The following is a 17,561-nucleotide window of genomic DNA, read 5'->3' as shown; positions in this document are numbered from 1 at the left end:
CTGTACTTTTAAGGTTTTCGGAGAGGTTGTGTTCCTCTTCTATAGCTTCAGCATCCCTCACTTGAGTAATCGTGGTGGCTCACTCTAGCTCATCTCAAGGCTCACTTTCTGGCTCAGCAACTCTACTGAATGAAGGCCAGCGTGAGTCAGGATATAACGGAGATAGTAAGTACTAGGTAAAAGATGGCAGATACCCTGAGAACCTCTAAAGAAGGGCTAGAGATTATTGACCGGGCTAGGCAGAAGAAGGGATGGACTAAAAGCGGCACCTCAGCGTGGTGGGAAGCTGCTAACTCTTCTCAGGCCACTATCAAAAGATTTTGGGGAGGAAAACCCATTAGTAGAGACGCTTTCATCGGATTTTGTCAAGCTATAGGAGTGAATTGGGAAGAAGTTGCCGAACCGACTCTGGTACAGAACCAATCATTTTCGCTGCCAAGAAATTTGCCAGCGATCAAGAATTGGGTTAAAGATTCACGATTAGAAGAACTTGAAAAATTAAAAACATCTGTTCTTAACAGTGAAATCAAAGCTATAACCATAACCGCTGTTTGTGTTGTGGGATTAGCTGGGGTTGGTAAAACAACTCTCGCTAATCAACTAGTTCGACAATTACACAGTGAGAATGCTCCCTTTGAAGCAACTTCTTGGCAGTCTCTACGTTCGATTACGGGTAAGTTGCCCCGCTTTGATAGTGTTATGGATTCCTTACTTCAAGAACTCTCCGAAGGAGAAATTCATCCTCTAATTACAATTTTGGATGATTATCGGCAAAAAACAGAACGCCTTATAGATATTTTAAAAAAGAAGAAGTGCTTGTTAGTTCTTGATAATACAGAAACTGTTTTAAAGACCAAACAAGCAAACCGAGTTGGCTTTTTTTTAGAGGAGTGCGCTGAGTATGCTTGGCTATTTGAACAGATATCGAGTTTAGAGCATAAAAGCAAAGTAATTTTCACGAGTCGAGAGGCTTTAACATTAATACCAGGAATGGAATGTAAATTAGGAGGGCTGGATCACAAGTCAGCAGTTCAACTCATGAGATCTTTTAGTCTAGTTGCTTCACCTGATGATTTGGAAAAGTTGGTTTATAAATATGATGGACATCCAAAAGCTTTAGAAGTTGTTTCAGCCTTAATTTTAAGCAGTGAGTTTCGAGGTGTAGTCGCTACATTTTTAGAGGATAGAAAATGGCTATTAGTGAATACTTTAGATGAGCTCTTAGAACAAATCATCGAAAGATTAAGTACTGAAGAATTACAATGCCTAAGCCGAATTTCAGTATATGAAACAACCGAATATAGCTTACAACCAAGTGGAATTATAGCTCAGTTACCTCAAATGAGCGAGCGAGATGTAAAAGAAGATGTTATTGAAGCATTAAAACGGAGACAATTACTAGATTTTGATGCCAATAAAGGAGCATATCAAATGCACCCTCTAGTTCAAGAAAAGGCTTCGAGTTTACTAACTTCTGATTCTAAAACTATCGCCCATCGCCAAGCATATGAGTACTTCCGTCTCATTGCCAAGTCTATCGATAATTGGAGGGAGTTCAATGATGTAAAACCTTTAATAAGAGCACACCACCATGCTTGCCAAGCAAAAGATTGGGATGAAGCAGCAAAAGTAGTCTTAGAAGTATTCCCTTTTTTACGTTTACGTGGACACTTTGATTTAATTACTGATTTGTGTGATGAATTATTACCGCCAAATTGGCAAGAGGAACAGTTTATCAACTGTCCTAAACTTTATTCTGATATACTCTGCTGTCTAGGTGTAAACCTTGAGACATTGAGCCAAAGGCAGCTTGCTAATGAATACTTAGAGCAATGCTTGAAGATAACTCGCTTAATTGAAGACTCTGAAAGAGAAGCCAATGCTCTTTCATATATTGGATTGAACTATCAGTCAATGGGTCAGTATGAAAAAGCAATCGTTTATCTCAAACAAGCCATTTCAATTATTGAGAAAGGAGTAAGCAATTATAAAATTGAGTATAGAGCTTTATCCCAAACTGGTCTTGCCTACATATGTCTAGGACGCTTTCATTTAGCAATTGACTTCTTCAATCGTGCCTTGAAATGTGCACGTCAAAGCAACTATAAGCAAGGAGAGGCAGTTGCATTAGGAAATTTAGGAGATGTTTATACAAAAGTTAAGGAATATGATCTTGCAATTAAGTACAGCAAAGATTACTTAGCTTTTGCCAATAAAACCGACAACCCAAAAAGTAGAAATTTTGCTCTAATAATTTTGGCGGAAGCTTACAATGAAGCGGCTGAAGCACATAGTTCACAAAATTATTATCAAGAAGCTATAGCTCTTTCTCAAGACTGTTTAACGGTAGCACGTAGCATTAACAATAAAACAACTGAAGCTAAAGCCCTTTTCAATTTGGGTGTTTCCTATCGTGGACTAAGAGATAATGAAACTTCTGCTAGCTGCTTGATTAAAGCCCTTGATATTTATCGTGCAAGCGATGACGATTTAATTACAAAAGCAAAATGTTTTTATCAACTAGCTTTAACTTATAAATCTATGAAGTATCTAGATCGTTGCATACCATACTTGATAGAAAGTCTACAAGCCTTTGAAAAGGCAAAGAATCTTGTGAGTGAGGCTATTGTACTCCTCGAAATAGTACAGACAAATTTTATAACAAACACACTATCGATGGAGATCTCGCAGGATTACGTTGATAGAGCAGAGAAAATTTGTACAGAGCTTCAACTTCCATTGCTAGATGAGGCGAAAAGTATGAAGCGGCAGTTGAATCAATTGAAATCTTCCAAACCTTAAGACCTAACCAGTAATTTCTTCCTCCAATTAGAATTTTCCCCAAACTTCCTGAACAACTTGCTCATTAAAATCTTCCGCCTTAATCGGGAACTCTAAACCTGCCTCCTCCCGGTAAAAGCATGAATCGATTTTTGGCATTGGCAGCGGCGATCGCCATCTTCTCCCCCGCCCCACTTCTGGCCCAAACAAATCAAGCTGGCACTGTCATTAGCACAGGAGATGGGGACACACTGCGCGTTCAGGTGAACGGAAAGCCTGTCACTGTGAGGCTCGCCTGCATAGACGCGCCGGAGGCTAACCAAGCTGGAGGGAAGGAAGCAGCAACACGTCTCAGCCAATTCCTACCGAAAAATCAGAGTGTGCAGTTAAGAGTTGTAGGGATAGACCCTTACCGTCGCACTGTAGCCGAGGTATTCAAAAACGGGCAGTCGGTGGATCTGCAGATGGTGCACGAGGGGAGAGCCGTAGTTTATCGGCAGTACTTAAGCGATTGTGCTACTACCAAGGATCGCTATCTCCAAGCAGAGGCAAAGGCCAAGCAACGAAAGCTAGCCTTCTGGAGCCAAGCTAATCCAATCATGCCGTGGGATTTTAGAGCAGGTAAGCGAGGCACCTCTAACCCAGTCCCCGTAATTAATTGGCCTACTACTCCACAACCTGCTGCTCGAACCTCTAGCTGTTCCCCAGCTTATCCAGGTGTGTGCATCCCACCCGGACCACCCGATTTAGATTGTGGAAATATTTCAGAGAGACGGTTTACAGTGATAGCACCTGACCCGCATCGATTTGATGGAGACAAAGATGGGGTGGGCTGTGAGAGCTAATTCCCTAACATGAAGCACCTTGTTGCTTGGCTCCCCCTCCTCGCGATCGCCGTTGTCATTGTTCCTATTTATCAACAGTGGCAGCGATCGCAACCTTCTCGACCTGACTATGACAATCCCAGCGCCGATTGGAAAAAACCAGCCTTGACCAAAAGCCCTGGTGAGATGCCAAGTGAGCACTGGAATGTGGTGCCAGGAAGTGTTGATGATGGCAATACTTTCCAGGTGCAACAGCAGGGCCGAGTTGAAACAATTCGTTTGGCTTGCGTTAATGCACCACAACTAGATCAACCTCTGGGAGCGAGAAGTCGAGATCACCTGCGATCGCTTCTTGCCCAGGCTGATAACCACGTCATTCTGACCATTGCTGACACCGATCGCCAGGGGAGAAAAGTGGCTGAGGTGAATGTTCCAACTCGGCGTTCTAACGAGGAGAAGTTTGTTCAGTACGAAATGGTTGCGGCTGGCTGGGCTTACCCCTATGAAAAGTTTGCTGATCACTGTCCCAATTGGGACGTAGTGCAACAGGGTGTTAATGAAGCGAAGCAAAACCAGCGAGGTGTTTGGGCAGTTGACCCAGCCGTTAAGCCTTGAGGCGATCGCCCTCATCTCCCCCTCCCCACTTCTAGCCCAAACAAACTAAACGGCTACTGTCATTAGCATGGGGGACGGAGATAAGAATCCATCACTACTTAACTCACTACAAACACTTTCTTAGATATTGGGCTTACTTACTTCAGAGAGTATAGTTTTATATAAATAAAACGTACTACGTAAATTTCTCAATCACGTACTGCTACCACCACCTTTACGGCAGCTAATCAAATGGGAATTAAAGATTTCTCTCAAGATCTTTCTTTTGATCTCGCTCAGGAATTGGTATTCAGTGAGTCAACACGGCAAAATGCAGTAGGTTCGTTACTAGGAGCGGCAGGAAGCTTGGCAGTAGCAGGAGCAGTAGGTTTGACTGGCCCGATAGCAATTCCTCTGTTTCTAGCTGGTGGAGTCTTAGTAGGAAGAAAAGGTGAAACTGTAGTTAAGGGTACAGTAAAAGGGATAGGTTCCGCAATTGGATATACTGGAACCATTGCAGGCTATATAGTGGACAGAGCTGCAAAGGGGATTGCAGGAAAAATTGAAGGAGCACTGGATATCTTCAAAAGTGCTGAAGAGCTTCTTGCGCGAGGTACTAGCAAGCTCCAGAATGGTCAGATTGAGGAAGCAATTGAAGATTTCACACAAGCCATTGTAGCGAACCCAAAATTTTTAAATGCTTATCTTTTAAGAGGATGTCTTTATTCTGATCAAGGAAATCACAACAGCGCGGTAGAAGACTTTAGCAAAATTATTCAACTTGACCCAAATCATAGCCATGCTTATCGTAATCGGGCGCATATTCTAGCTGTCCAGAAGAAATATCAAGATGCGATAGAGGATTACTCTCAAGCTATTAGACTGGAGCCTAAAGATGTTGACACCTACTTTAGACGAGGTAGAATTCATCTTGAAACTCAGAACTATGAAGAAGCAATTTCAGACTACACTCAAGTTCTTAATCTGAAACCAGGCTTTATAGAAGCTTTTTATATCAGAGGTTGTCTCTTTTTCGATTTAAAGGATTATCAAGGTGCCATTAGTGATTTCAATGAAGTCATTAAAGCTAAACCTAATGAGATTGCTGCATATTTACAACGAGGTAATGCTTATACCGCATTAGAGAATTACGAAAAAGCAATAGAGAACTTTACAAAGGTAATTCAGATAGAGCCTCAAAATATCGAGTCTTACCTTAATCGTGGTCTTGCACGTACTGCTATTCAAGATTACAAAGGGTCAGTTGCAGATTTTACTGTACTTATTAAACTAGAACCTAGCCGAGCAGATGCTTATTGCAATCGTGGTTGTGCTCGGTTTGGTCTACGGGATAAGAGAGGAGCTATTAATGACTATAATCAGGCTATTCAGCTTAATCCTGATTACGCTAATGCTTATGTAAAGAGGGGTTATATACGAATAGAAAAAGGAGAAACCGAAGAAGCTCTTGCAGACTTTCAAAAAGCAATTAGCCTCTTTTACAAAGCAGGAATGCTTAACGAAGTGCGAGAACTTCAACAGAAAATTCAGAAGCTTCGTGAGTTGATAAAAAATACTCCTTGGTGGAAAAAGCAGCTTTTCTAAGCTATGAAAATCTCTTAATCCCTAGCCGGAATTGCTTTAACGTCTTGATAAGGTTTAGCGATCGCCGCTTTAATGTGGGGTGACTGACGAGAGTCGAACTCGCTACCACTGGTGTCACAAACCAGCCCCTCCACCTCTTCGGGTTCAGTCACAGTGGAGCCAAGGGGAATCGAACCCCTAACCTTCCGCTTGCAAGGCGGACGCTCTAGCCAATTGAGCTATGGTCCCAAGTTTGGCAGGAATGGCAGGAGTCGAACCTGCATGAAACTGTTTAGAAGACAGTTGCCTTATCCGTTAGGCGACACTCCCATTGTTGGTAGTCCTGATAGGATTCGAACCTACAGCCCTCTGTTTGTAGGACAGATGCTCCACCGTTGAGCTACAGGACTACGAGAGCGAAAGACGAGACTCGAACTCGTGTCTCCTGGTTGGAAGCCAGGGATGCTAGCCACTGCACCACATTCGCATTCTGGAGCTAGTGACAGGAGTTGAACCTGCAACCTTTCGCTTACAAGGCGACTGCTCTGCCGTTGAGCCACACTAGCGTTGGTAGCGGAGCCGGGATTTGAACCCGGTACGTGAAGGCTTATGAGACCCCAGAGCGCACCATAGCTCCATCTCCGCGAGTCCCTCTGACAGGAATCGAACCTGCAACACACTTGGTTTAAGCAAGCGATGTCTACCGATTGCATCACAGAGGCATCTTTTGGTGGGCGCTGTAGGAGTTGAACCTACGTCAGCCTGATTAAGAGTCAGGTGCATTACCGTTCTGCCAAACGCCCAGGGTGAGTTGGTGGGTCGCCCAGGGGTTGAACCTGGATCGCTCCGCTTAAAAGGCGGCTGCATATCCGCTCTGCCAACGACCCAGATTGGCTTGAAATTGGTACACCGAGCAGGAGTCGAACCTGCTAATAGCACGCTTATCGGGCGTGCGCGTCCACCACTTCCGCCTTCGGTGCTTGGTACTCCCGACAGGATTTGAACCTGCACAATCTAGGCTCTCGACCTAGCACGTATTCCAGTTCCGTCACGGGAGCAAATGGTCGGGATGGTAGGATTTGAACCCACGACTCCTTGGCCCCAAACCAAGGCTTCTGACCGCTGAATTACATCCCGATTGTTGGTACTGCTGGTGGGATTTGAACCCACAACCTCTGGTTTCTAAGACCAGCACCTCTTCCAGTTGGGCTACAGCAGCAAGGAATTGGAGGAGTACAGAGGATTGACCCAAGCGACTGTTTACCTCCCAACTGCCCCGCTAGGATTCGAACCTAGAGACTTCGCTTTCAAAGAGCGAGATGTTGCCAGTTACACCACAGGGCAATGAGTAGCGACCACGAGCGATCGCGATGGGATGCCGAGGCTGGAGTTGTAGCTTGCTTCCCGAAGGGTACCAGCATCTCCGTGATTCAGAGTCACAGCAACTTTCCAGGTCGTCCACTCGGCAATGAATGGCTGCCCCAGTAGGACTCGAACCTACAACCTTCCCGTTAACAGCGGGCTGCTCAGCCATTGAGCTATGGGGCAATACAAGTTCCCTGATATAGGGATGGGAAGTGACAGGATTGAACTGCCTTCTCGCCGTCTTCAGCGGCACGTGAGTACCAGCTTCACCAACTTCCCATTGAGGCGGAGGATAGAGGAATCGAACCCCTAGTCAAGAACTACCCTGGTTTTCAAGACCAGTTGCCGACCACTTAGCGGTATCCTCCATGAGTGGCAAGAACGGAGAGAATCGAACTCTCACTCTACGGCTATGCCGCGCTACGCGAACGGTTTCGTAGACCGATGTGTTATCCAGTTACACCACGTTCTTACGAGGCGGAGAGCAGTGGAGTCGAACCACAATTGTTCATCCATCTGTTTAGCAAACAGCGCCGATCGCCTGATCGGTTTACTCTCCACAAGTTGACTGGTGGGTAGAGAGGGACTTGAACCCCCAGCGGTCAAGGACAACTGATTTACAGTCAGTCTGCTTCAGCCATTTGCATACCTACCCATGTGGCAGTGCAGACGAGACTCGAACCCGCTAGTCACACGCTTGAAAGACGTGCCGCTCGACCACTTCGCTTCTGCACCATTGATGCCGTGCAAGTTGAAAAAGCTGTTGATTCACACACAGGATTTGAACCTGTAGTTCACTGTTTATGAGACAGTTGCCTTACCATTTGGCGAGTATGTAAGCTTTTTCGATTTGGGCACGACAACGCACAGACTAGGATTCGAACCTAGAACAACGGTTTTGGAGACCGGGATGTTGCCGTTACACCATCTGTGCATTGGTCGCAGCGGCGGGAGTCGAACCCGCATATCCTCAGTTATGAGCTGAGTACCTTACCGTTAGGTGACACTGCAATAGGTGGACTCCAGGGTGGGAATCGTTCGCGAAGCGTCTCCTTTGGAGAAACCCACGGATAGTTGGTTTTGCAGACCAACGCCTTCCCACTTGGCGACCTGGAGATGTGGTGGAGACGAGGGGAGTTGAACCCCAATCCTGCAACCGTCCATTTGTTGGTTTCGGAGCAGGTGATGCCAATCGCGTCCCCAAGAGAGAGCGAGGATGACAGGAATTGAACCTGTGGCTTCCTGTTTCGAAGACAGGCGCTCTATCCGGCTGAGCTACATCCTCATTGGAAGCATCGACGGGAGCTGCACCCGCTTCTCCGTGCTTGAGAGGCACAGCGACTTATCTATTTGCCCACGATGCTACAAGGCGGGAATGGACGGATTTGAACCGACGATCTTTCGCTGGACAGGCGACTGCTTTGAGCCGGACTAAGCTACATTCCCAAAGGTGGCGATTCAGTTGTCAAGGTGCAGGATTGCTGATTGCAGCAGGAGTTAGAGGAAGCAACGCCGTTCTAGATGGTAGATCTGCTCTAGATGACGGAGTGCTTGAGTTTGTTTACTTGAAGGATTAGATTGACTTCCCTGATTGAAGTGCTCGTCTCGAAGAGATGCAGAAGTACGTGGGAAATGAGTTTTCCAGTGTTCTGCATCTCTTCGAGAGAAGACCTTTAATTTGAAGGGAGTGAGCAGTCATTGGATTCGCTCCTCTGTGTCTCATCTCATACTACAAACATAATACAATGTACTACAAAATGTCAAGGGGATACTACAACTTTTTTTGAGAGGTGAGAGGGCAATGGTGGAAAGGATGGCTAGACTGCCCTCTCGGATTGAGTTGTAGTTGCTAGGCCAGGGAAGAGATGTGGGACTCACTCATCTGCCACAGCTTGTAGATGAGGAGTTCAACGCGATCGCTCAGCATTGTAAGGAACATCCCTTCATGAGATTCTTTGCTCTCAGCAATCCAGCTTCCACTCAGACTGACTTCTACAAACTCGTCATCTACAGGCATGACTGTGACTCTTGCACGACATTCCTGCCGCAGTGACAGCTCCAACTGCTCTAGTTCAGGAACATCAGCAGGTAAGAGAAAAGAGGCATGACCAGGCTCGACCTGGAGGCATTGCTCTAAGCGCATAGCGAGAACAACCCGCTGGGCGATCGCCACTTCTGGAGAGGTCATCACCCGCTCCATGTAGAGTCCGCCTTCGGTGTAGTTAAGCTTCAACATTGGCCTTACCTCCTTTTTGTCTTCAGGTCAGGTGTCAGTGGGTTGTTCTTTCCAGAACTGTTCTGCAAAAGCGATCGCAGGGTGAATCGGTGCTTTGGGCTTACTTCTCAGCGCCATTCCGGTTTCGTGTAGTAGGCGATCGCCCTTAGCTGAATTGCACTTCTCGCACGCAGCCACGACGTTGTCCCAGGCGTGAGTACCACCCTTGGAACGAGGAATGACGTGATCCAGGGTGAGACGCTTGGTGCTGCCGCAGTATTGGCAAGCATGCTGATCGCGGCGGAAGACTTCGCGACGGTTTACGGGAGGTGCTTTCCACTGCCGCTCTGGATTGCCACTCGTCAAACGAATGTGCTCAGGCACTTGTAGTACAACACTGGGAGAACGCACTTCCCAAGTCTGGATACTGCTGAACTCTAGTGATTCTGCCTGTCCCGTGACTAGAAGCACGATCGCTCGCTTAATGTTGATGCGTGCCAAGGGGAGGTAGTTTTTGGAGAAGACTACGACCTGGTTGTGTAGTATTGGAATCTTCTGACTTTGCTCTGTTGCTTGCATAAAGTTCACCTCTCAAAAAAGAACCCCCACTGCTGTTGACCAGGAGCGGGGGTAAGTAAAGGAAGCTGATGCGCTGTTTCCCTATGTCGGTGTCAGGCTAACCCTGCACCTCCCGCTGCTAGTAAATTGATCCGGATTGAGTTGTCCGGCAACTATCCCATCAATGCCTTCGTTGGCGGATTGACCACCACTAAATCGATACGTCTCCTCACACCCAAACAGCACCAATGCTCTGCCCCAACCTCGATGGGGGAGAACAAGGGCGCTGGATAAGGTGGCGAGAAGACTGTAAATCATGGAAGGCTGTATTACTTGTATTACAAATCTGGATAGCTATATACTACACTTGTAGTATTATCTTGTCCACTTTTTGAAATTAGGTAGTTCGGTATGGATACACGCAAACAAAGTTCCACTTCGGAAATGCAAGTGACGAGTATCCGACTGGAAGCTGAACTCAAGGAACGATTACGAGAGCTTTCCGGTGAGCAAGGGTATCAAACACTCATTCGGGAAATACTTTGGCAGTTTGTGGAACAACAAACAGTACCTGCTGAGCCGCGATCGCATTCTATTGAATTAGAGCGATCGCCCTCTCAGGCTCCACTTTTGTTTCAGTCAAATATTCGAGCCACTTTCCAGGCGATCGCCCAGCGGGAAGAACAGTGCGCGATCACAGGTCAACTAATCCAACCGCAGCAACCCATGTGGTTGGGGCTAACAGTTACTGGTGAATTTGTTGCTCTAAGCATCGAATTTGAACGTGAGGCATCGACAAAGTTGTAACGACTTAGCTCAAAATGTTTATCGTAAACATTTTGATGGATTGAGTGTCTAAAATGCTTGTGTGGAGCGGAATAGAGGGTGGTCGGCGGATGTTCACAGTCCTATTAAATATATATAGCATCGTGAACATCCACCGACCACTTATAAATCCATACTCAGAAGGGGTTTCAAGCTACACCAAGATTGCTCATCCCCCGCTCTATTACCAAAAGTAAAAATAATGGGCATAATTCTATAGATGACTCGATGCTTCATCCAAGAATTAAAGAGGACTGCTCGAAGGTGGACTTCTCAGATAGCGACAAAGTTACAATTTTACTCAACTTACTCGATCGCCAAATTGATGAGATCCAACGGCGTGAAGAAACAGAGCAAAAGCTTTTTGAGTGGTCAACTAGCCTTCTATTAGCAGCGTTTGCTGGTGTTGTCGCTTTATCTCAAAGGTCAACACCTGTACCATATGCTGTTTTTGTTAAGTTGCTTGCTACAGTGATGGTTAGTATTCCTGTGTTTCTTTCCATCTTAAAAATTACAAGTAGATCTGCTGCTTCAGTCTCAAATGCAGAGGCTGTAGAGCGTATTCAAAGTCTGTTACATCTGTTTGAGGACAGTTATTACGGCTCCCACTCGCCATATCCTAAAGAATGGGCTGGGGGGTTAGCGAAAGGAAGATTGAAACGAACAAGTCCTATATATAAATCCGCAATGGTCGCTTCAATGGCTCTTTGCGTGATTGCAACACTTTGGGCAATCTTATAACGATTGTATTTAATTCGCGGAAACTACAGCATGACAGTTCGGGGTTGAGACGACGTAAGAGCAAAAAAGACGATGAGCTGGAACCCCTTTTTTCCATTACTGTTCACCTAATTATAATTAGGATGGAAATTAGAGGGTTGTCTTAGATTAACAACCACTGAAGAACTGCTTCCTCGGAGCGTCGAAATTAGAGGAGGGAAATCGACAAAGTTATAACGGCTCGGCGCAAAATACTTACCATGAACTTTTTTATAGGTTGAGAGTCTGAAATGCTTGTGTGGAGAGGAATAGAGGGTGGTTTGTAGATGTTCAGACTGCTATTAAATAATATATATAGCAGTCTGAACATCTACAAACCACATGCAAACCCTTACTCAGAAAAGGTTTCAAGCTACACTAAGCTTGCTTATCCCTCGCTCTATTACCTTCCTTGCGGCACTTTTGTCAAAGCCAACTCAACCTTGCTGACAAACTCTGAGTCGCGATCGCACGTCAGCACCAACTGGTCGATAGCTCGTGTCATCGCCACATAGAACAGTCTGGTTTCTTCTTGAACCGTGCTGTACTGATTGGGCAAGTAACCCACACCTGGGATGAAGACGACTGGGAACTCTAGCCCCTTACTAGAGTGCATCGTGATGAGTTTGATGCTGGGCTCCGCTAGGTTGAAGTGGCGGCTGGCACTTGTGGCATTCACCCACTCTACGGGCACCTGTGCCTGCTGCAACTGTTGATAGAGGCGCTCACCCATAAACTTAGAACGGTAAACGATCGCCATCTCATTCCAAGGCGTGCCGCGTTCATAGAACTGTTGCACTCGCTCTGTAAGATAGTCCACCTCATGCTTGAAGCTGGGCAATCGAATCAACTCTGGCATCGGTTCATGACGGCCTGCACTCTGAGGTTCCACTAAGACAGGAGCATCCTCTTCTGAGGCTTCTGTTGGAGCCATCACTTCCTTGTCAAACTCGTAGGCTAGCGTCAGCACTTCACTTGTGTTGCGATAGTTGAGCTTGAGGATTGTAGTCCGTCCTTGGGCTTTAATCCCCACGCTCTTGAAGCTGGACTTCTGCTTACCTTCCTCGCCATAGAGGTTTTGAGCGTCGTCATAGAGTACAAGGAGAGAGTCAGTTTCTGGGTCCACCATTTGCACAACCAGCTTGAGCCACTCTGGTTGGAAGTCATGCCCTTCATCAATCATGACGGCTCCATAGCGGCCCCCTGGAATAGCGTTCTGGTCTACAGCTTGAATCACTCGCTGCACCAGTTGCGTTACATATTCATCCCCTTGGTATTGGCGGGAATCCGGTGTGGGCAGTTTGTAAGCTTTGAGTTGATCCATGCACCAGCCGTGGAAGTGGCGCACCTGGACGCGATCGCTGAGACCCTTGGCTTGAATCATCTGTCGCAGTCGAGCAGCTAGAGAGACATTAAAGCAGAGCACGAGAAGAGGCTCAGTGGTTCCTTGAGCTAGATGCTGACAACGGTAGGCCAAAATTAAAGTCTTCCCAGACCCTGCAACCCCGTGAATCACCCGATGCCCATCTCTTAGGCTACGGGCAAACTGCTCCTGTTGCAGGTCCATGATTTTGATTAGGTCTGGGATCAACAGCTCCGGCTGGGGCTTTTCTATAACGTTTTCTTCCCCATCAGTTGATGGTGCAACCGAGATTCGGATATCGGTAAAGAGATGCCAGCGAATTCGATCAATCTGCGATCGCGTGAGTGTGGAACCGAATTGGTAGGCAGACAAATCCCAGAGCTGTTTCTGAAAGGTTTCAGGATCAACCTTCTCAGTCATTTCATCTTTGAAAATGACGAGATGTGGTTTTAGAACTTCACCTAAATCAGTTTGTTCAAAAGCCTTACGAGTAATGTTAGTGAGGACAACGCCATAGCCATAAGGGAACAGTAGCTTGCCCTGGTAGCATCCTGACTGCACCAGCAGGGGATCTCGCTCTAGGAGTTGGTTCACAGCAAGAGCATAGCCTCTAGCTTGAGCCAGGGGATTCCTGACCTCTTTGATACCATTCGGAGTGACCAACTCGATTGAAGTAGGAGTCGCTCGCTGAATGTGGTCTAACTTCCAGTCCTTGACCTCCAAGATGAAGAGCCCTCGGCTGGGATGTAGAACAATGAAGTCTGGGTGCAACTGCTTGGGACCAATCGGCACGTCATACCAAAGCAGGTAATCATCTTCCAACTTCGTCTCCAATCTTGCAGCTAGCCGCTTTTCCCCAGCCGTCATCCGAGATAAGCAGCTATTCAAAGCAGGAATTAGAGTTGCCATAAGATTTAGAAGTTACAAAAGCTGGTGGAATAGGCTTAATTTACCCAGCACATTGGCACCAACTATAGCGAAGAGAGAAATTTAGGCATCGCAATGACCCAGGAACCCCCATCTAGGCTTGAAAGCAAGGTAAATTCAGTCGCGCGAAACATTGAAGTGATCGACGCTCGCATTGAAGCGCTAGACCAACGATTGACCCAGGGGCTCAGCGACTTAACCGAAAACGTGTCGAACCTAACCCATCAGGTTGGCACTTTTACTGAAGGTTTGGTTCGCCAAAACTCTAGCTGAGTATTAATACTTAGCATCCAAAAAACCTAGGATAAAGCGGTTTTTCAGCCGTTTAGCCAAGGATTTATATATAACTTTTTGGTCTATATACTATATACCTATGCGGTTTCAGAGCTACTAGCTACAGTTTCGGTCGAGAGCAATTGAATATCTGTATTAAGGACTTTCCAGATACCCTTCCAGAACTGTCTTGCCATCCCCTATTAATCCTTGGAAAGTTAATGGTGATAGGCTAACTTCTTTCTCAATTTGTTGCCAAACCGTGATCACTCCTTTCCGTCTTCACTTCACGAGAGCGATCGCCTTCTCTTGATCAAACCAGACTTACCATTTTAACTTCTAAAACCCTACCACAGAGGGCTTTTAGCCATTTATCACCAATGAAATGACAACATTTTTTCAAAATGAACTCGCTCCCAATTAGTGCTAGTGGCCAATTTAGTATTGGTGGGTGAGGTGCCTGCAGCAGTGCCCGCTTGCCCTCGGTCGATTTCTATGTTTGACGACATCCGATCCAGGGCAAGCAGGATATAGAAGGGATTCTAGAACTATAGGAGCATTTGTGGATAGACGCAGGACTACTCTCCCTCACTTCCACAGGTCTAGAACACTATTGGTTCTTCTTAAATTGGCTGTTTTGTAACTTTGCTTCTTGAATGCGCTTAGCTCTTTCCGCTACTACCATAAAAGCATCATCTATTCGTTCAGTTTTAGCTCTACTGTCAACCATTGCATAGGTACGTCGAGCCTCTTCCACACTATGCCCCATTAATTCCGCATACAATTCGTGTTCTTCTAAAGTGCCGTAGGTGTAAAGCCAATTACAAAAGATGCGTCTAAAGTCGTGAGGGCTAGGAGCTTTCCCATTCTCCCTACCATATATCAAACAAGTAGCTCTAAAGACATGCCTTGGAATTGTGTGACTCAGATAGCCTGAATCAGGTATTGGTAACCCCCTAGAAGTAGGGCTATGACTACTACCTCTTAAGAAAAATAAGTAATTGTGGTTTAACTTCTCAAGCTGCCGCCATTTAGTGACGTAAGTGTCTAAGTCATGAGTAAGCTGTTCTTTTCGAGGACCAGAAAATAGAGGGTAAGCCCTACTTTTTCCTGTTTTACTACCTGTTTTATGACCATCAGCAGTTAATGTGACCCACCATCCATTTTCTTCCCGCTTTAAGCTTTTTGTTAGTTCAAGCTCTCTAATTTCCCTTTGTCTCACAGGCGTGAAAGTTAGAATGGCAATGAGTAAATAGTTTTGCCAAGCATCAACAATCGCTCGCTGCGAACGTTTTTCCCCACAACTGGATTTTTCAGCGCAAGATAGCCTTGAGTACTGTACAACTTCCTGGCATTGTTCAAAAGTAAGTAGTTTTTCACTCAAAGCCTGTTGCGAAGTAGTACGGCGGTCTGTTTTAGATTTAGCTGTTAAGATACTTTGTATTTCTCGAATATCTAATACCTGTTCACAGTCTGTGAACTTAGCTCGTTTTGAGCTACGTCCATAGTGCCATTTTGCAATGTTGATTGCAGTAATACACACTATTAAGGCCTGACGACAACCATTTCCACGTTCAGAGAAATGCCACATCAGATAATCATTGAGTATTTCTTTCTCTGCTAAAAGCGTAATATCAAGCTCTTCTAGCTTTTTCTTAGAACCATCTAGAGGACAACACAGATTTATGGGTTTTTCCGTCGTATCATGATGAAGCCATCCTAGGAAACATAAAATTTTATCCCTATAGCTTTTCCAACTTTTTTCTCTAATAGCTACGTCGGTTTTACGAGTTGGCATGTAAGGTGACGTTAGATACGTATGCAGACTCTTAATCTGTTCACTTAACTTTAATGTTAATTCTTCTTCTTGTAAGGCATATGGATAAGAATTACTTGGTCTTCTGCCTTTATGGAATTTTTGTAGTGAAAGATGTCCTCTTAGGGATGGAGTTCGTTTAGGTAATTCCTGAATTGCTATATCTTTGAAGTATAAGGGCTGTGCTTCTATCCAACTCAAAAATCGATTTAGGTGACTGCGATTATTTCTTAAAGTGTTCTCGTTCTTTCCTTGGCTTAGTGCAAGATTATAAGCAGACTCAAAATAAGATTGAGCATTAATAAAGAACTCCTGTAAGCTTACCTCAGAATAGTCTTTGTTCGTTTTTTTTCGCTTTCTTGAGTTAAATCCTGGCAATACGTAAAGATTAAGAGTTGTTCTTAAGTTTTGCATCACTTTAGATGACACTGCTTGAGCATAAGCGTTAAGAACATCTGCAAGGGTCTTTTGGGTAGTCATAACTATTTAAAGGTATGAAATATACTAATTATAGTACACCTATCGTGGTCATAGGTGTACTATAAACGAATTCTTTAAAGTTTATCTTGTTGCATGGGACCCTTGCTGTATAACGCTTCTCGTTCTTCGAGAGAGATGTAAATTCCTACATATCCTAGGGGAGTAGGATATAGATTATATAGAAATTTTTTAACTTAAGAATGTGAACAAGTATGGAAAAGACCTAAATTAAAACAACGTTTTTTTGTGCGATTAGTTTTCAAATCAAAAACTTTTCTTCAGAAGATTTTTAGGTGTTTACGGCTTCTACCCTAGTAAGAGTAAAGTTTCTGTTTGCTTTTAGAGTTCCGATACTTTTATGGATAATTTCGCTAGCTTCCTATTGCCGATCACTGTCTCTACTATTGGTAAGGACAGAAAGCTTATTATTAGACGGCACTGATATAGGGCTCTTCCGAGCTTTTGGTGCAGCCGAGAAGTAGGGAGGAAAGCTACGCTATTGAGTTAGGCGATTGCCTCTTGCTGAATCTTTCTTCTACGCAAACGATAGCCCCCTGTCCGCTCGGCGGTGGTCTGACTCACCGTATCCATAGCCACTATGAGCGGACGATAGCTGACCTATCCTGCGTCCATTTCAGGTTTAGACTGATTCTTCAAGTGTGTAAGTTTTTCTGCCCAAACTCTGAGTGTCGCCGCCACATCTTTACAGAGCAACTGCCTGAAGTGGCCGCCCCTTGGAGAAGAAAGACCGTGCGATTGATACACCGGTTACAGTCAATTGGCTTAGCGCTGGGGGTGTCGCAGGTGCTCGATTAGGCGATTGCCTGAGTTACGCGATCTGCGGCACTACCCTGCTGGAGCATTTTCAGCGACTGCCACTGCCGGGCTTTACAATCCCCAAGGTATTGGGTGTCGATGACTTTGCCTTCCGCAAAGGCCACAATTACGGCACGATCTTGGTTAATCTGGAAACGCATCAACCGATTGCCTTACTGACAGACTGTAAGGTAAAAACCTTGATCGAGTGGCTACAGGGCATTGAGTTAAACTCAGCGGAGCAGTCACCCACTCCGCTGGTCTGCAAAACCGTGCATGAGACTTGTCGCCTCACACGGCTCCTCAACAACTGGGTGCTTGTCATGCACACCTGAATGAACTTGGTCGTGGCAGTGCTGATGTAATAACGTCAGATTCTCC

At 45.4% G+C, this 17,561-nt stretch carries 15 protein-coding genes and 26 tRNA genes; 10 read left to right on the top strand and 31 right to left on the bottom strand.

Annotated features, from left to right (window positions below):
* Window positions 1-183 precede the first annotated feature (183 nt).
* From NDA01_RS25580 to NDA01_RS25565, 4 genes are all read left to right on the top strand, one after another.
* A complete protein-coding gene (locus tag NDA01_RS25580; RefSeq protein WP_348230187.1) occupies window positions 184-2,802 on the top strand; it encodes a tetratricopeptide repeat protein in 2,619 nt (872 codons plus the stop codon).
* Window positions 2,803-2,921: 119 nt separating this feature from the next.
* Entirely contained in the window at window positions 2,922-3,626 is a 705-nt protein-coding gene (locus NDA01_RS25575; RefSeq protein ID WP_348230186.1) for a thermonuclease family protein, read from the top strand.
* A gap of 9 nt (window positions 3,627-3,635) precedes the next feature.
* On the top strand, window positions 3,636-4,220 hold the full coding sequence (locus tag NDA01_RS25570) for a thermonuclease family protein (protein ID WP_348230185.1): 585 nt from the start codon (window positions 3,636-3,638) through the stop codon (window positions 4,218-4,220).
* A 231-nt stretch (window positions 4,221-4,451) separates the two neighbouring features.
* Complete coding sequence (locus tag NDA01_RS25565; RefSeq protein WP_348230184.1) at window positions 4,452-5,804, top strand: tetratricopeptide repeat protein; 1,353 nt, start codon at window positions 4,452-4,454, stop codon at window positions 5,802-5,804.
* A 75-nt stretch (window positions 5,805-5,879) separates the two neighbouring features.
* Here NDA01_RS25565 and NDA01_RS25560 read toward each other — a convergent pair.
* The 15 genes from NDA01_RS25560 to NDA01_RS25490 form a co-directional block, all read right to left on the bottom strand.
* A tRNA-His gene (locus NDA01_RS25560) sits at window positions 5,880-5,956 on the bottom strand.
* Window positions 5,957-5,958: 2 nt separating this feature from the next.
* Window positions 5,959-6,032 (bottom strand) — tRNA-Ala (locus NDA01_RS25555).
* A gap of 5 nt (window positions 6,033-6,037) precedes the next feature.
* A tRNA-Arg gene (locus tag NDA01_RS25550) sits at window positions 6,038-6,113 on the bottom strand.
* 5 nt (window positions 6,114-6,118) lie between these two features.
* Window positions 6,119-6,193 (bottom strand) — tRNA-Val (locus tag NDA01_RS25545).
* A 5-nt stretch (window positions 6,194-6,198) separates the two neighbouring features.
* A tRNA-Gly gene (locus NDA01_RS25540) sits at window positions 6,199-6,270 on the bottom strand.
* Window positions 6,271-6,274: 4 nt separating this feature from the next.
* Window positions 6,275-6,349 (bottom strand) — tRNA-Thr (locus tag NDA01_RS25535).
* 2 nt (window positions 6,350-6,351) lie between these two features.
* Window positions 6,352-6,429, bottom strand: a tRNA-Met gene (locus NDA01_RS25530).
* Between the two features lie 2 nt (window positions 6,430-6,431).
* A tRNA-Leu gene (locus NDA01_RS25525) sits at window positions 6,432-6,505 on the bottom strand.
* A gap of 6 nt (window positions 6,506-6,511) precedes the next feature.
* Window positions 6,512-6,586, bottom strand: a tRNA-Lys gene (locus NDA01_RS25520).
* Window positions 6,587-6,595: 9 nt separating this feature from the next.
* Window positions 6,596-6,670 (bottom strand) — tRNA-Lys (locus NDA01_RS25515).
* Window positions 6,671-6,685: 15 nt separating this feature from the next.
* A tRNA-Ile gene (locus NDA01_RS25510) sits at window positions 6,686-6,763 on the bottom strand.
* A 1-nt stretch (window position 6,764) separates the two neighbouring features.
* Window positions 6,765-6,841: transfer RNA gene (locus NDA01_RS25505), tRNA-Leu, on the bottom strand.
* A 3-nt stretch (window positions 6,842-6,844) separates the two neighbouring features.
* A tRNA-Pro gene (locus NDA01_RS25500) sits at window positions 6,845-6,920 on the bottom strand.
* Window positions 6,921-6,925: 5 nt separating this feature from the next.
* A tRNA-Leu gene (locus NDA01_RS25495) sits at window positions 6,926-7,002 on the bottom strand.
* A gap of 52 nt (window positions 7,003-7,054) precedes the next feature.
* Window positions 7,055-7,127 (bottom strand) — tRNA-Gln (locus NDA01_RS25490).
* Here NDA01_RS25490 and NDA01_RS25485 point away from each other — a divergent pair.
* On the top strand, window positions 7,128-7,271 hold the full coding sequence (locus NDA01_RS25485) for a hypothetical protein (RefSeq protein ID WP_348230183.1): 144 nt from the start codon (window positions 7,128-7,130) through the stop codon (window positions 7,269-7,271). It abuts the tRNA gene before it with no gap.
* On the opposite strand, the gene NDA01_RS25480 is transcribed toward NDA01_RS25485, so the two are convergent.
* The 14 genes from NDA01_RS25480 to NDA01_RS25415 form a co-directional block, all read right to left on the bottom strand.
* Window positions 7,257-7,331, bottom strand: a tRNA-Asn gene (locus NDA01_RS25480). The two genes, NDA01_RS25485 and NDA01_RS25480, sit on opposite strands and share 15 nt — an antisense overlap.
* 103 nt (window positions 7,332-7,434) lie before the next feature.
* A tRNA-Ser gene (locus NDA01_RS25475) sits at window positions 7,435-7,516 on the bottom strand.
* 5 nt (window positions 7,517-7,521) lie between these two features.
* A tRNA-Arg gene (locus NDA01_RS25470) sits at window positions 7,522-7,620 on the bottom strand.
* Between the two features lie 97 nt (window positions 7,621-7,717).
* A tRNA-Tyr gene (locus NDA01_RS25465) sits at window positions 7,718-7,803 on the bottom strand.
* Window positions 7,804-7,917: 114 nt separating this feature from the next.
* Window positions 7,918-7,986 (bottom strand) — tRNA-Met (locus tag NDA01_RS25460).
* A 25-nt stretch (window positions 7,987-8,011) separates the two neighbouring features.
* Window positions 8,012-8,082 (bottom strand) — tRNA-Trp (locus tag NDA01_RS25455).
* A gap of 2 nt (window positions 8,083-8,084) precedes the next feature.
* A tRNA-Ile gene (locus tag NDA01_RS25450) sits at window positions 8,085-8,159 on the bottom strand.
* A 5-nt stretch (window positions 8,160-8,164) separates the two neighbouring features.
* Window positions 8,165-8,264: transfer RNA gene (locus NDA01_RS25445), tRNA-Cys, on the bottom strand.
* Window positions 8,265-8,267: 3 nt separating this feature from the next.
* Window positions 8,268-8,350, bottom strand: a tRNA-Leu gene (locus NDA01_RS25440).
* A gap of 9 nt (window positions 8,351-8,359) precedes the next feature.
* Window positions 8,360-8,433: transfer RNA gene (locus NDA01_RS25435), tRNA-Arg, on the bottom strand.
* 85 nt (window positions 8,434-8,518) lie between these two features.
* Window positions 8,519-8,594, bottom strand: a tRNA-Asp gene (locus NDA01_RS25430).
* A 403-nt stretch (window positions 8,595-8,997) separates the two neighbouring features.
* Window positions 8,998-9,384, bottom strand: a complete 387-nt coding sequence (locus NDA01_RS25425; protein WP_348230182.1) for an alr0857 family protein — start codon at window positions 9,382-9,384, stop codon at window positions 8,998-9,000.
* 27 nt (window positions 9,385-9,411) lie between these two features.
* Window positions 9,412-9,942, bottom strand: coding sequence for an HNH endonuclease (locus tag NDA01_RS25420; protein ID WP_348230181.1), 531 nt, complete (start codon window positions 9,940-9,942; stop codon window positions 9,412-9,414).
* A gap of 81 nt (window positions 9,943-10,023) precedes the next feature.
* Window positions 10,024-10,239: a hypothetical protein gene (locus NDA01_RS25415; RefSeq protein WP_348230180.1), complete on the bottom strand. Its 216-nt coding sequence runs from the start codon at window positions 10,237-10,239 to the stop codon at window positions 10,024-10,026.
* Window positions 10,240-10,332: 93 nt separating this feature from the next.
* Here NDA01_RS25415 and NDA01_RS25410 point away from each other — a divergent pair, with 93 nt between their 5' ends.
* Complete coding sequence (locus tag NDA01_RS25410) at window positions 10,333-10,728, top strand: hypothetical protein (protein WP_348230179.1); 396 nt, start codon at window positions 10,333-10,335, stop codon at window positions 10,726-10,728.
* A 183-nt stretch (window positions 10,729-10,911) separates the two neighbouring features.
* A complete protein-coding gene (locus tag NDA01_RS25405; protein WP_348230178.1) occupies window positions 10,912-11,487 on the top strand; it encodes a hypothetical protein in 576 nt (191 codons plus the stop codon).
* A gap of 421 nt (window positions 11,488-11,908) precedes the next feature.
* On the opposite strand, the gene NDA01_RS25400 is transcribed toward NDA01_RS25405, so the two are convergent.
* Window positions 11,909-13,777 (bottom strand): DEAD/DEAH box helicase, encoded by a 1,869-nt coding sequence (locus NDA01_RS25400; protein WP_348230177.1) that lies wholly within the window; start codon window positions 13,775-13,777, stop codon window positions 11,909-11,911.
* A gap of 93 nt (window positions 13,778-13,870) precedes the next feature.
* Between NDA01_RS25400 and NDA01_RS25395 the strand changes: the two genes are divergently transcribed.
* Window positions 13,871-14,068, top strand: coding sequence for a hypothetical protein (locus tag NDA01_RS25395; RefSeq protein ID WP_348230176.1), 198 nt, complete (start codon window positions 13,871-13,873; stop codon window positions 14,066-14,068).
* 610 nt (window positions 14,069-14,678) lie between these two features.
* Here the strand turns inward: NDA01_RS25395 and NDA01_RS25390 are convergent.
* Window positions 14,679-16,364, bottom strand: a complete 1,686-nt coding sequence (locus tag NDA01_RS25390) for a tyrosine-type recombinase/integrase (protein WP_348230175.1) — start codon at window positions 16,362-16,364, stop codon at window positions 14,679-14,681.
* A 465-nt stretch (window positions 16,365-16,829) separates the two neighbouring features.
* Between NDA01_RS25390 and NDA01_RS31995 the strand changes: the two genes are divergently transcribed.
* Complete coding sequence (locus NDA01_RS31995) at window positions 16,830-17,180, top strand: transposase family protein (RefSeq protein WP_431193520.1); 351 nt, start codon at window positions 16,830-16,832, stop codon at window positions 17,178-17,180.
* Window positions 17,099-17,515 (top strand): hypothetical protein, encoded by a 417-nt coding sequence (locus NDA01_RS25385; RefSeq protein WP_348230174.1) that lies wholly within the window; start codon window positions 17,099-17,101, stop codon window positions 17,513-17,515. The genes NDA01_RS31995 and NDA01_RS25385 overlap by 82 nt, the downstream gene beginning before the upstream one ends.
* Window positions 17,516-17,561: the final 46 nt, after the last annotated feature.

Origin of the sequence: Trichocoleus desertorum AS-A10 (assembly GCF_039962155.1) — a bacterium.
Classification (GTDB): domain Bacteria; phylum Cyanobacteriota; class Cyanobacteriia; order FACHB-46; family FACHB-46; genus Trichocoleus.
Note: the sequence above shows the minus strand (reverse complement) of the source record. Positions and strands in the feature narration are given on the sequence as shown.